Origin of the sequence: Halobellus sp. LT62 (assembly GCF_037031285.1) — an archaeon.
In the GTDB taxonomy this organism is placed as follows: domain Archaea; phylum Halobacteriota; class Halobacteria; order Halobacteriales; family Haloferacaceae; genus Haloquadratum; species Haloquadratum salinisoli.
In genome coordinates, this window is sequence record NZ_JAYEZO010000002.1 from 1087521 (window position 1) to 1100145 (window position 12625).

The following is a 12625-nucleotide window of genomic DNA, read 5'->3' on the forward strand; positions in this document are numbered from 1 at the left end:
AGGATCGTCGCCGCTCGCCTTCGACTCAGAGGTCGACGTCAGCGAGCCCCTCGCCGGTGATCTCGAACGTCGCCGACTCGCCGACGGGCTTCGATCGGTGCTTTTCGAGCGTCGCGCGCCTGTTTCCACCCCGGTAGCGATCCAAGCGGACGACCGCGCCCGTCCAGTGTTCGAGCGTGTGCCCGCCGAGCGCCCGCGAGCGGTCGCTGTCGGGATCGGTGAACACCTGATTGGTGATGACCACCGCGAGATCGTGTTTCCGCGCCAGCGAGAGCAGATGCGTCACTTGGCTGGCGACGCGGCGCAGCGAGTCGCCGGCGTCGGCGTCGCCGGTCCGTTCGAGCCGGTAGAAGCCGGTCGCGCTGTCGAGGACGATCAGCTCCGCGTGGTCGGCGAACTCGGCGGCGTCGCGGACGGCCTCCTCTTGCTCCTCGAAGTCGTGCGCCTCCGAGACGACGAGCCGGGAGGTGACGTCCTCGATCGACTCCTCGCCGCCCGCGGCGGCCTCCGCGAGCTGGCGGAACCGATCGATCGAGAGCCCCTCGGTGTCGATGTAGACGGCCGTCCCGCCGTCGGCCGCGACCTCCACGGCCGCCGAGAGCGCGAGGTTCGTCTTGCCGGCGGCCGGCGGCCCGTAGAGTTGCGTGACGGTGCCGCGCTCGAAACCCCCGCCAAGCAGCTCGTCGAGCGATCGGCACCCCGTGGTGAGTGCGTCGGACACGCCGGGGTCTCGGTCGGCATCGGCGAAAAACCCCCCGGTCCGGAGGACCTGCTCGGCGAACGCGACGTCGCGCTCGCGACACCTCTCGAATCCGGCCTGCTCGCGACACCTTTTATACCAAGACGCCGAACACCCGCCAGTGATCGTTGTCGCGACCGACGACTTCGAGCTGTACCACGACGTCGTCGACGAACTGCGAGATCGCGGAGTCGCGTTCACCACGCAGGAACCCGGAGACGAGCTTCCGGACGGAACGCGAGTAGTCATTCGTTCGCCGACGGACGACCCGATCGGCGGCTCGGGGGCGACGAATGACCCGGCGGGCGTCGAGACCGTCGTCGCGACCGCCGAGGAGGCCCGCCGCGCGGTCGAAGAGGCGGTCGCGATCCTCCGCGGCAGCGGCGGACGGACCGTCGTCGGCGTCGACCCCGGCGTGCGACCGGGCATCGCCGTCCTCCACGGGGAGACGATCGTGTCAGCGTTTCAGGTGCCGCTGGCGGACGCGGTCGAGACGATTCGCCGGGAGGTCGCCGACGCGCCGGACCCGCTCGTCAGGATCGGCGACGGCGCGCGGTTGCAGGGCTCACAGCTGATCAACGACCTCGAGGACATCGCGGTCGAGATCGTCGACGAGACCGGGACGACGCCGTATCTCGGCACCGGCGCGCGCGGGATGGGCGACGTGCTCGCCGCCGTCAACATCGCGCGGCTCTCCGGCGACGCGATCGACTCGCGACGGATCGAACCGACCGCCGGCGAACTCCAGCGGATCAAGGACCGCTCGCGCCGCCAGTCGGCGGACGACCGGACGATCGACGAGGGGCTCGCGCGGCGGGTCGCGGCCGGAGATCTCAGCGTCGAGGAGGCGCTCGCGACGCACCGCGAACGCGACGAGTCGGGGACAGAACAGGGCGGCGACGAGGGCGCGACCGAGAGCTGAGCCGAACGGCAGTCGCCCGGTGTTGCGGGCGGTCACTCCCGGTCGCGAACCGCCGCTTCCGCGCGGCGCTGTATTTCGCGAACTGACTGGCCTGTCGCTTCGGCGACCCCAGCGGCGTCGTCGTACTCGGCGCTGTAGTCGTAGACCTCGCCGGTCGCATCGCTCGCGACCTTGACGGCGACCTCGTAGCGCTCGCCGTCGAGTACCAATTCGGCCGTTCGGAACTCCCGAGAGGCGATCCAGCGGTGCCCCGCGCCGTGCTCGCGGATTCCGAGCGTCCCGGTCTCCACGGCGAGCCGGTGGGCAACGCGCTCGGCGTCCTCGGGCTTGACGACGACCTTGATCAGGTGTCCCGGGCGGGACTTCTTCATCGTCGTCGGGACGACGCTCACGTCGCGCGCGCCCGCCTCGCTGAGCGTCGACTGGAGGCCCCCCAACACCTCGGGGGAGACGTCGTCGACGTTCGTCTCTAGCACGGTTATCTCGTCGCGTTCGAGTCGGCCGCGGCCGTCGCCGACGATCGCGCGCAGCACGTTCGGCCGGTCCGGGAAGTCCCAGCCGCCCGCGCCGTAGCCCGCGGTGTCGACCGTCAGTGCAGGCAGCGAGTCGACGCCCTCGGCGAAGTGCGCGAGGATCGCCGCGCCGGTGGGCGTGAGCAGCTCCGCGTCGACGGGACCGCCTTTCAGCGACCAGTCGGCTCCGGCGGCGATCTCGACGACGGCGGGCGCTGGAACGGGGTATTCACCGTGAGCCATCGCCTGCGTGCCGTCGCCGGTCGAGAGCGGCGTCGTGACGACCCGGTCGACGTTGAGGTCGTCGACGAGGAGCGCGACGCCGACGACATCCGCGATGGCGTCGTCCGCGCCGACCTCGTGGAAGTGCGTCGATTCGAGGTCGGTGTCGTGGACCGCCGACTCGGCCTCGCCGAGGCGTCGGAAGATCGATTTGGCGTCGCTCTCGACGTCCGAGGGGAGACCCAGCGACTCGACGATCTCGACGACCTCGGCGTAGGTCCGATGCGGGCCGTGTCCCTCCGCGGGCGTCTCGTCCGATCCGTGGGAATGGTCGTGTGTATGGCTGTGACCGTGTTCGTGGCCGAGGAAGTACTTGTGCTCCTGCCCCTCGGAGCCGTGATCGTGGGTGTCTTCCGAATCGTCGGCGTGGCTATCGACGTCGCTATCGCTGTCGGCATCGTCGTCGCCGTTGGCTCGATCGAACAGCACGCGGACCCGCGTCGCGGAGATCCCGTTCTTGTCGACGCGGCCGACGTCGTAGCGGAGGCCGAGCGCGTCCTCGACGGGAGCGAGCGCGTCGGGATCGGCACCGGCCGCGAGCAACGCCGCGAGAAGCATATCCCCGCTGGCACCCATCCGGCCGTCGAAAGCCAGTGTTCGCATACGCGATCACTCGCCGCGCACGGGCAAAGATCCACGCATCGATGCCGCGGTCGGTAAGGATTTGTATCCCCCGAGACTACATTGGTATAGCGTGTCACGGCTCGGGGATCACCCGCGTCGGAGACGACTCAGGGAAGGACTTAACCCCGGTCGTGACCCATCTGCGGGACGTATCCCCGCGACCAAATCATGAATGAAGTTCAACTCGAAGTGGCGAAGGCGTACCCGAACGACTCGGGCCGCGGCATCGCCCGTCTCGACCCGGACACGCTGCTCCATTTGAAGCTCTCGCCGGGTGACATCATCGAAATCGAGGGCGCTGAAACCACCGCGGCGAAGGTGTGGCGCGCGGACCGGCAGGACTGGAACACCGACACAGTCCGCATCGACGGCTTCACGCGGCAGAACGCCGACGTCAGCATCGGCGAGCGCGTGACGATCCGAAAGGCCGAGGAGACGAAAGCCGAGAAACTCGTGCTCGCGCCACCGGAGGAGGCGAGCGTGCAGTTCGGCTCCGACGCCGCCGGGATGGTCAAGCGGCAGATCCTCAAGCGTCCGGTCGTCGAGCGCGACATCGTCCCGGTTATGTCGTCGACGAATCACCCGTTTATGCGGTCGCCGGGGCAGGCGATCCCGCTCATCGCCGTCGAGACCGAGCCGGACGGAGTCTGTCTCGTGACCGAGGACACGGAGGTCGAACTCCGCGAGGAGCCCATCTCGGGCTTCGAGAAGACCGGCGGCGGGATCACCTACGAGGACATCGGCGGCCTGCAGGGCGAGATCCAGCGCGTTCGGGAGATGGTCGAGCTCCCGATGAAGCACCCGCAGATCTTCAAGAAGCTCGGGATCGAGCCGCCGCAGGGCGTGCTGCTGCACGGTCCGCCGGGAACGGGTAAGACCCTGCTCGCGAAGGCCGTCGCCAACGAGACCTCCGCGAGCTTCTTCTCCATCGCGGGCCCCGAGATCATTTCCAAATACTACGGCGAATCCGAACAGCAACTCCGTGAGATCTTCGAGGACGCCACCGAGGAGTCGCCGTCGATCATCTTCATCGACGAGCTCGACTCGATCGCGCCGAAGCGCGAGGACGTGACCGGTGAGGTCGAACGGCGCGTCGTCGCCCAACTGCTGACGATGATGGACGGCCTCGAAACGCGCGGGCAGGTCATCGTCATCGCGGCGACGAACCGCGTCGACAGCGTCGACCCCGCCCTCCGCCGTCCCGGCCGCTTCGACCGCGAGATCGAGATCGGCGTGCCCGACGAAGTCGGTCGCAAGGAGATCCTCCAGATCCACACCCGGGGGATGCCGCTGTCGGACGACGTCTCGCTCGATCACCTCGCCGACGAGACGCACGGCTTCGTCGGCGCAGATATCGAGTCGCTGACGAAGGAGGCCGCGATGAAGGCACTTCGTCGGTACCTCCCGGAGATCGACCTCGACGAGGAGGACATTCCGCCGAGCCTCATCGACCGGATGATCGTCAAGCGACAGGACTTCCAGGGCGCGCTCGCGGACGTCGAGCCCTCGGCGATGCGAGAGGTGCTCGTCGAGCTACCGAAGGTGTCGTGGGACGACGTCGGCGGGTTGGAAGACCCGAAGCAGACAGTGAAAGAGAGCGTCGAGTGGCCGCTCACCTCCCAAGACAGGTTCGATCGGATGGGGATCGACCCGCCGAAGGGCGTGCTCCTCTACGGGCCGCCGGGAACGGGTAAGACGCTCATCGCGAAGGCCGTCGCCAACGAGACGAACGCGAACTTCATCTCGGTGCGAGGGCCGCAACTGCTCTCGAAGTGGGTCGGCGAGAGCGAGAAGGCCATCCGGCAGACGTTCCGGAAGGCCCGCCAAGTCAGTCCGACGATAATCTTCTTCGACGAGCTGGACAGCCTCGCGCCCGCCCGTGGCAACGAATCGGGCAACAACGTCTCCGAGCGCGTGGTGAACCAACTGCTGACCGAACTCGACGGGCTCGAAGACAACGGCAACGTGATGGTGATCGGTGCGACCAACCGACCGGATATGATCGACCCCGCGCTTATCCGCTCGGGTCGGTTCGACCGCCTCGTCCTCATCGGCCAGCCCGACGAGGAGGGCCGCGAGCAGATCCTCAAGATTCACACCCGCGAGTCGCCGCTCGCACCCGACGTGAGCCTCCGCGAGATCGCCGAGATCACCGACGGCTACGTCGGCTCCGACCTCCAGACGATCGCCCGCGAGGCCGCGATCGAGGCGCTGCGGGAGGACAGCGACGCCGAGGAGATCGAAATGCGGCACTTCCGCAAGGCGATGGAGTCCGTCCGACCGACGATCACGGACGACCTGATGGACTACTACGAGCAGATGCAGGACCAGTTCAAAGGCGGCGGCCGAGAACGGCTCGGCGAGCAGCGCGACGGACGGATCGGGTTCCAGTAGTCGCGAGCGGCTTTCGACGGGATCTCGTCTACGCCCGTTTCTGTATGCTCACGTCTCTTCTGTTTCTCCACGTCCAGTTCTTCCAACAGGATGGTAACACCCGTGTCACCACCTGATACGGGTGTCCGCGAGCGGTTAAGTGTCGTCGGTGGGTACGGAGAGACGTCGAATCCGACGACGCTCACTACTAATGTCACAGCATAAATCCGACTACGCAGACGACACTGAAATCGACGCGACGCTCGACGAAACCGCGGACGAGGACGCGATCGAAACGGCCGTCGAGAATCTCGAAGCCAACGGCTTCGAGGTCGTCGTCGTCGACTCCGCCGAGGAGGCACTGGAGGCGATCCAGTCGCAGATTCCCGCGGGCGCGTCAGTGATGAACGGCCACTCGACGACGCTCGAAGAGATCGGCTTTATGGAGTATCTCTCCGAGGGCGACCACGACTGGGAGAGCCTCCCCGACGAGATCTGGAGCATCGACGACGACGCGGAGCGGCAGGCCGCCCGCCGCGAGTCCCAGACGGCAGAGTACTTCCTCGGCGGCATCAACGCCATCTCTCAAACGGGCGAACTCGTCGCCGCGGACCTCTCGGGCAGCAGAATCGGCGCGTATCCGTTCGCCGCGGGAAACGTCGTCATCGTCAGCGGCGCGAACAAGATCGTCCCCACGCTCGACGATGCGCTCGACCGCCTCGAATCCGTCGCCTACCCGCTGGAGAACGAGCGCGCTCAGGAGGCCTACGGCGTCGAATCCGCGATCGCGAAGCAGCTCATCTTCCGACGGGAGACCGAACCGGGCCGAACGACGGTCGTGCTCATCCGCGATCAGTTCGGCTACTGAGCACCGACGGCAACGCGATTTTCACCTGACGATCGTCACCGGAACCGGCGAGCGCCGCGCGACGTGTTCGGCGACGCTACCGAGGATGAGCCGCGACACGCCGCGTCGGCCGTGACTGCCGACGACGACGTGATCGATTTCGGGTTCCTGCGCGACCTCGACGATCGTTGCCGCCGGTCGCCCGACCTCTGTCTTCGTCGTCACTCCGTCGTCGCGGCCGAACGCTGTGCGCGCCTCTTCGAGAATCTCCTCGGCATCGGCCTTCGCCTCTTGATACCAGTCTTCGGAGCCGCTCGGCAGGACGCTCGCGCGATACCCGCGTTTCACGGGATTGATGACGTGCAACAGCGTCACGTGAACGTCCTCCCACTCGGTGGCGACGAATCGGAGCGCTTGCACCGACTGCGGCGAGCCGTCGACGGGGACGAGCACGTGACTCGGCATACGTTCGGGTACAGCTCCGAGGTACAAAAAACAGGGTCGAAACCGCGGGCGTGCGGAGCGTTGTCCGCTCTCACTCCCCGTGACGGGTCAGACAGACCGGCAGGCCGACGAGCTCGACCGGCTCGGAGTTGTCGGGCGAGTAGACGACGAGCTGCCCCTTCTCCATATACGGCACCTTGTCCTCCAACTCGGGCGGGATGTTGACGCTCTTGATCGCGTCCTCGTCGCCGAGGTTGAGCACCAAGCGGGTGTTGATCTGCTTGAACACCGATTCGGCGACGTCCTGTGGGTCTTGGGTGACCAAGAACAGCCCCAACCGCTCTTTTCGCCCCTGCTTGGCCGCCTCGGTGAACTTCGAGATGACCTTCCGCGCTTGGACGTTGTCGGCGTCCGCGAGGAAGTTGTGCGCCTCGTCCATTCCCAAGAGCAGGGGCGTCTCCTTGATCCGCTCGGAGTCGGGCGCGTTCGAGAGCTTGTCGTCGATCAGCAGACTCGACACCGCGAGGACGAACATCTCCTTCGCGCGGCTCGTCGAGAGATGGTACGTCGGGATCACGGTCAGGCCGCCGGGGCGGACGAGCTGGTGATCCAGCTCCGTGATCGGTCGCGCGGACTGATCGAAGACGCCGTCGGGGACGCCGTGCACGCGGCGCTTCACCGCGTCGAACGTCGCCTCGTGAACCCGTCCCGACTCGTCGAGTTCCTCCTTCAGCGCGGGGTCATCGAGGAACGTCAGGAACTCCGCGTACGTGCCGCTGTCGCCGTACTCGCGGAAGAACCTGTTCAGCAGTTGGACGAGCGCGGGGTACTGATTCTCGTTGAGGCTACTACCCGCGACGAGCCACGGCCGGTCCCGCGCCATCGAGAAGGGGATCGTGAACGCCAACTGCTCGGCGCGGTGGTTGTCGCCGCCGTAGGGGACGCCGTCTTCCTTCGGCACGAGTGCGATCGTGTCGTCGTGACCGCCGTGGACGATCTTCTCTCGCTCGTAGCGTCGGGCTGTCGAGTCGTCCATCGCGGGGTTGTCGTCGTGCATCTGGGCGTACTCGTCCTGCGGGTCGAACTGGACGACCGCCAGTCTGGCCGATCGCCCGTCGTCCATCTCGTAGGTGCGGTCCTCGGCCAGCAACTGCCGAAGAACGTTCTTCGTCGCGTGCGTCTTGCCCGACCCGGTGCCGCCGGCGACGAGCGTGTGGCGGAACACCAGCGGGTCGCCGTCGTCGTAGTCGTCTCGGAGCCGGTAATCGATCGTTGGCGGCTGCGCCGCGGTGCGGACCTTCTCGCCGCCGACGGAGAGATGCCCGAGAAAGATCCCCGCCGAGGGGATCGCGAGCCCGGTCTTTATCTGCTCGGGATCGGTCGCTTCGGCGACGACTGCGCCGGGTTTCGGGACGCGGTCGACCATCCGGCGCTTCAAATCGTCCGCGTCGCCAGCGTCGCCCGCCCCGTCGCCCGCCTCGCTTCCGGCGCGACTCCCCGCGTCTGCGCTCTCGTCCTCGAAGAGCACCGCGAGCGGCGCGAGCGACGCGACGAACTTGTAATCGCGCTCTTCGAACCCGTCGCGTCGCATCGCTCGGCGGGCGTGGATCTCGGTCGCGTCGTCGGTCTGGAACTCTTGGGCGTATTCGAGCGCGGTGATCCGCGAAAAGAGCAGCTCGTCGTCCGGGTAGGGGACGAGCAGGTACTTGCCCAAGCGCACGGCGTCGCGGTTGTCGCTCGTCACGTACGCACGCAGCGTCGTGTCGTCGCCGTCCTCGGCGACGCGGAGCCCCTGTGAGACCGCGATCGCGCCGAGCCCGCGGTCCTCGCCCGCGGGGTCGACGTCGTAGGGTTCGAAGGCGACGTCTTCGCGCGTTCCGGCCGAGGAGTCCGCCGCTGACTGTTCGCCGTCGCTCCCTCCAGAGGACCGGTCTTCGCCACCGCTCCCTCCAGCGGATCGGTCTTCGCCACCGCTCCCTCCAGCGGATCGATCCTCGCTGTCGCTTCCCCCGGAGGGCCGGTCTTCGCCGCGTCTCCCCCCGGACGATCGATCTTCGCCGCCGGGCTCGAAATCCCCGAGATCCATTACGTCTCCTCTCTGCGGCGGCGACGACTAAAACACTCCGCCCGGTGAGTCGCTTTCTCTTCTCTCTGTCAGCCGTTCGTCTGCCACGCCCTTTTGCCCCTCTGGCGCGAAAGAACCGTATGCTCTTAGTGCGCGGCCATGCCGGAGGGACCACGCTGACCGGGACGGTTTTCGAGCGCGGCGAGCGTGCGCCCTCCTACAAGGGCGCGCCCGACGAGGACGCGCCGTACGTGTGGGTCTGCGACGAGTTCTACGAGGTCGAGAGCGGCGGTTCGGAGACGACGATCGACGGCGAGACGATCCGCGTCGCCTTCGAGTCGCCGATGCCGCGGGGGTTCGAGACGCGCGATCGGGCGGTCGAGGCGGCGAAAGCCCACGTCCGCACGCAGTTCGCCCGGGTCGGGGTCCCCGAGTCGGACGTCCGGATCGAGGTGATCAAAGAGGAGCCGGGCGCGGAGCATTCGTAATTTCGTCTACATCAGTCGACGCCCCACCGAACCTCGTCGTAGCGCTTCACCTCGTCGGTTTCGAGCGTCTCCGCGAACTTCCGGCGGAGCGAGGACTTCTCTCTGGCGCTGATCCGCGCGAGCTCGTCGGCCTTCGCGACGGCTTCGGGCGGGCCGCGGTTCGCGGCCACCTCGCCGACGAACTGCCGGGTGAGCGCCTCGCGGACCTCCGGATCGCGGGCGAACGCGTACGGCGCTTCGACGCGGTAGAGGACGTCAGTGCGCGGTTCGTAGACGGCGAAGAAGCACTTCTCGTAGCACTCGGGATCCAGCCGTCGGTCGATCCCGTAGGCGTCGCCGTCGGCGGCGACCGTGGCGTCGACGCCGCCGCGGGAGACGAACCAGTTCGTGAACGTCACGTGGTCGGTCTGTCGGCCCTCCGGGCCGCGAACCGCGCCTCGACCGGTCGATCCGTCCGCGTCGTTCGACGGCTCGTTCGGATCCGGGCGCTCCAACAGTCGCGTGAAGAACGCCGCGTCGTCCGTCCACGGGACGTCGAAGTCGACGTCGCCGTCGCGGAGCGTGCCGACGATCCGCTTGGAGGCGGGGTTCTTGACGAACCCGCAGAGCGGCACGTCGCGTTCGACGAACGACTCCACGAGGCGGATGTAGTTCTCGACGATCGAGCGAGGCTTCAGTTCCTCGGCCAACTCGCGGAGCTCCGCGTCGCGCTCGCGCCAGTTGAGCAGTTCGACGGGGTACAGCGGCCCGTCGAGCACGAGCAGGTCGGACACTTTCTCGGCGTGTTCGAGCGCGTGCGCGCTCTCTGCGAGGTACAGCGCGAGGGCGTGGACGATGCCCTCCGCGTAGCGGTTGACCCGCGGCACCTGCAACACACGCCATCGACAGTAGCCCTCGTCGCGCTTGCGCCACGGCTCGTCGATCGGGACGGTCCCGTCGGTGACGTGCGTCGCCGCGACGATGCTCCGGTGGCGGTGCAGGTCGAGATCCGACGGAACGGCGGCCATCGCGGCCTGTGCGACGTCCAACACGAGGCCGTTCTTGAACGTCGTGGGGTTGATCGTCCCCGAATCCAGTCCGTGGACCGTCTCGAACGGGGGCGTCGCGAGTGCGACGTCCTCGGCGTTGGCCGCGCGGAGACGCCGTTCGTCGACTGGTTCGAGAACGACGCGGCCGTCGGAGCCGTACAGCGGATCGAGAAAGTGCTCCCAGATCTGCGCGGCGACGTCGACGTGGTCCGCGTCGTCCACGTGTCGCGCGAGGTAGGCCGCCAAATCGGCGATACTGTCGACGTGGACGGGATCCAGTGTCACGTTCAGGGCGTTGCGGCCCGACGAGAAAAGTCATACGTCCCGGGACCCTCTTTCCGCCCGTGACGATCACTGCGGTCGGGTTCGACCTCGACGAGACGCTCGCCGTATCGACGCGGGACCGGACGTCAATTCTCGCGGATGCGACCGAGCGCGCGGACGCGCCGCCGCTGACGCGCGAGGAGTACTTGGAATCCCACGCGCGCAACCTCACCAGCGAGACGCGAACGCCGATCTTCGCCGCGCTGCTGAACGAGCGCGACACCGACGCGGACCCCGAGACCCTCGCGACCGCGTACCGTCGGGAGATCGCCGACGCGCTCGTCCCGGTTTCGGGCGTCGAGTCGATGCTGCAGCGGCTTCGCGAGGAGTACCGCGTCGGCCTTCTCACGAACGGGCCGCGGGTCGCCCAGCGCGACAAACTGTCGACGCTCGGATGGGCCGACGCGTTCGACGCGGCGCTGGTGACGGGCGAACTCGACGCCGGAAAGCCGGACGTACGCGCCTTCGAGGCGCTGCTCGACGCGCTCGGGAGCGAGGCCGACGAGACCGTCTACGTCGGCGACGACGTCGACGCCGACATCGCGGGCGCGGCCGACGCGGGGCTGATTCCGATCCAAGTCCTCTACGACGGCGGCCCCGATCCGTCGCCACGGGCCGCCGCCCACATCCGACGCGAGGAGTTAGTGCGTCGACTGCCCGAGGTTCTCGCGGAGCTGTAACCGAAATTCGCGTCGCGGAGCTGTAACGCGTCACGGCGCTCACTCCTCGACCGCCGTCGCGACCGTCCCGAGCGCGGATAACAGCCATTTCACCTGCGCGCCGTCCTCGACGAACACGAGCGTTCGCGGCGGCTCGACCGCTTTCGGACGGACGCGGAGCCCCGCCTCGTCGGCGGCGTCGGCGACGGCGTCGACGGCTCGCTCGAACTCGACTCGGACGCGGTCGGGCTGGACGTACACCGACGCGACGCGTTCTGTGCTCCCCTCGTCACTTCGCTGTTCGTCGGCCGTTCTCCGTCCGCCCGCCGGCCGCCGCTCGATCGCGTACGCGAACGCGCCGTCGGGCGTCGGTTCGACGTCGGCGTCGGCGTCGGTCACGACGAGCGACCCGAGGTCGTCCTCGTGGCCCGTCACCTCCGAGGCGAGAAACTGCGCGATTCGGCGGCCGTCCGTCAGTCGCTCCTCGACCATATCTGTCCCGTCGAGACGCGACGAAAAGAGCGCTCCGTTCGCGTCGCGGGAGCCGAACCGCTGATCGTCTCCGACCGTCTCCGACCGTCTCCGACTACTGCTCGAACGTCGCTTTCGCGCGCCGGACCGCCTCGCCGACGTCGACGTCCTGTTCGCGGGCGTACAGCGCCGCGGCCGCCTCGACCGAGATCCCGAGGCGTCGCTGGCGTTCGTTCACGTCGGCGACGGCCTCCTGTTTGTCGCAGCCGGCGGCGACGAGCGCGTCGAGGATGCGCTCGAAGGCGGACTGTTCGCGGAGGATCGACTGGTCGGGTTCGTATTCGTCCGGAACGGTCACCGCGGGCGGGTCGAACTGCGCGACGACGTCACCGTCCTCGCGGATGAGGAGGCCGCGACCGGTCGCTACATCGATGAGCCGCTTGGCTTGGTCCGGCGAGAACCAACTCCGGTCGAGCGAGAGCGCGACGACGAACTCCCCTTCGCCGAGGCGCGTCGTCCCCTGCTGTTTGAACGGGACGGCGACAGTGACCTCCAAGCTCATACGGGCAACAGGGAAGTCGCCACACAAGGAGTCCCCGGTTTCGGTCGGGGGGAGAGTTCGACTACTCGTCGGATCGAGAACAGCAGCCCTTCAGCGCCCACAGAACGAGCACGACGCCCTCGATGCGGGCGGCGGTGTACACCCACGACCTGAGCTCGACGTCGTCGTCGGCCGACGCGAGGTTCATCCAGAAATCGACCAACTGTCGGGGGACGAGCAGTTCGAGGACACCGACTACGAGCGCGAGTACTTTGAGGACCATACACTGGTGTTGGTCGGCTCAAA

13 protein-coding genes are annotated in these 12625 nt (G+C 67.6%); 5 read left to right on the forward strand and 8 right to left on the reverse strand.

Annotated elements, in window-relative coordinates; translation table 11 throughout:
- Positions 1–25: 25 nt before the first annotated feature.
- Positions 26–721 (reverse strand): DNA repair and recombination protein RadB, encoded by a 696-nt coding sequence (gene radB, locus U5919_RS14860; RefSeq protein WP_336025254.1) that lies wholly within the window; start codon positions 719–721, stop codon positions 26–28.
- 139 nt (positions 722–860) lie between these two features.
- Here radB and U5919_RS14865 point away from each other — a divergent pair, with 139 nt between their 5' ends.
- Positions 861–1661: a hypothetical protein gene (locus tag U5919_RS14865; RefSeq protein ID WP_336025255.1), complete on the forward strand. Its 801-nt coding sequence runs from the start codon at positions 861–863 to the stop codon at positions 1659–1661.
- Between the two features lie 32 nt (positions 1662–1693).
- Here U5919_RS14865 and larC read toward each other — a convergent pair whose 3' ends face one another.
- Positions 1694–3058, reverse strand: a complete 1365-nt coding sequence (gene larC / locus U5919_RS14870) for a nickel pincer cofactor biosynthesis protein LarC (RefSeq protein ID WP_336025256.1) — start codon at positions 3056–3058, stop codon at positions 1694–1696.
- A 189-nt stretch (positions 3059–3247) separates the two neighbouring features.
- On the opposite strand from larC, the gene U5919_RS14875 reads away from it, so the two are divergent.
- Complete coding sequence (locus tag U5919_RS14875; protein WP_336025258.1) at positions 3248–5473, forward strand: CDC48 family AAA ATPase; 2226 nt, start codon at positions 3248–3250, stop codon at positions 5471–5473.
- A 190-nt stretch (positions 5474–5663) separates the two neighbouring features.
- Positions 5664–6320, forward strand: a complete 657-nt coding sequence (locus tag U5919_RS14880; RefSeq protein WP_336025259.1) for a lactate utilization protein — start codon at positions 5664–5666, stop codon at positions 6318–6320.
- Positions 6321–6341: 21 nt separating this feature from the next.
- On the opposite strand, the gene U5919_RS14885 is transcribed toward U5919_RS14880, so the two are convergent.
- Positions 6342–6764, reverse strand: coding sequence for a universal stress protein (locus U5919_RS14885; protein WP_336025260.1), 423 nt, complete (start codon positions 6762–6764; stop codon positions 6342–6344).
- A 70-nt stretch (positions 6765–6834) separates the two neighbouring features.
- Positions 6835–8829 (reverse strand): helicase HerA domain-containing protein, encoded by a 1995-nt coding sequence (locus U5919_RS14890; RefSeq protein ID WP_336025261.1) that lies wholly within the window; start codon positions 8827–8829, stop codon positions 6835–6837.
- A gap of 119 nt (positions 8830–8948) precedes the next feature.
- Between U5919_RS14890 and U5919_RS14895 the strand changes: the two genes are divergently transcribed.
- Complete coding sequence (locus U5919_RS14895; RefSeq protein WP_336025263.1) at positions 8949–9296, forward strand: DUF7113 family protein; 348 nt, start codon at positions 8949–8951, stop codon at positions 9294–9296.
- A gap of 11 nt (positions 9297–9307) precedes the next feature.
- On the opposite strand, the gene U5919_RS14900 is transcribed toward U5919_RS14895, so the two are convergent.
- Complete coding sequence (locus U5919_RS14900; protein ID WP_336025264.1) at positions 9308–10609, reverse strand: DNA double-strand break repair nuclease NurA; 1302 nt, start codon at positions 10607–10609, stop codon at positions 9308–9310.
- Between the two features lie 59 nt (positions 10610–10668).
- Here U5919_RS14900 and U5919_RS14905 point away from each other — a divergent pair, with 59 nt between their 5' ends.
- On the forward strand, positions 10669–11328 hold the full coding sequence (locus U5919_RS14905; RefSeq protein WP_336025266.1) for an HAD family hydrolase: 660 nt from the start codon (positions 10669–10671) through the stop codon (positions 11326–11328).
- 39 nt (positions 11329–11367) lie between these two features.
- On the opposite strand, the gene U5919_RS14910 is transcribed toward U5919_RS14905, so the two are convergent.
- The 3 genes from U5919_RS14910 to U5919_RS14920 all read right to left on the reverse strand — a co-directional run bounded on the left by U5919_RS14910 (position 11368) and on the right by U5919_RS14920 (position 12602).
- Entirely contained in the window at positions 11368–11799 is a 432-nt protein-coding gene (locus U5919_RS14910) for a DUF7993 family protein (RefSeq protein ID WP_336025267.1), read from the reverse strand.
- Positions 11800–11893: 94 nt separating this feature from the next.
- Positions 11894–12340 carry a DUF2240 family protein gene (locus U5919_RS14915; protein WP_336025269.1) on the reverse strand — a complete coding sequence of 149 codons (447 nt, stop codon included), beginning with the start codon at positions 12338–12340 and terminating at the stop codon, positions 11894–11896.
- Between the two features lie 61 nt (positions 12341–12401).
- The gene (locus tag U5919_RS14920) at positions 12402–12602 is read right to left on the reverse strand and encodes a hypothetical protein (RefSeq protein ID WP_336025270.1); all 201 of its coding nucleotides are present in this window, start codon (positions 12600–12602) and stop codon (positions 12402–12404) included.
- Between the last annotated feature and the right edge of the window lie 23 nt (positions 12603–12625).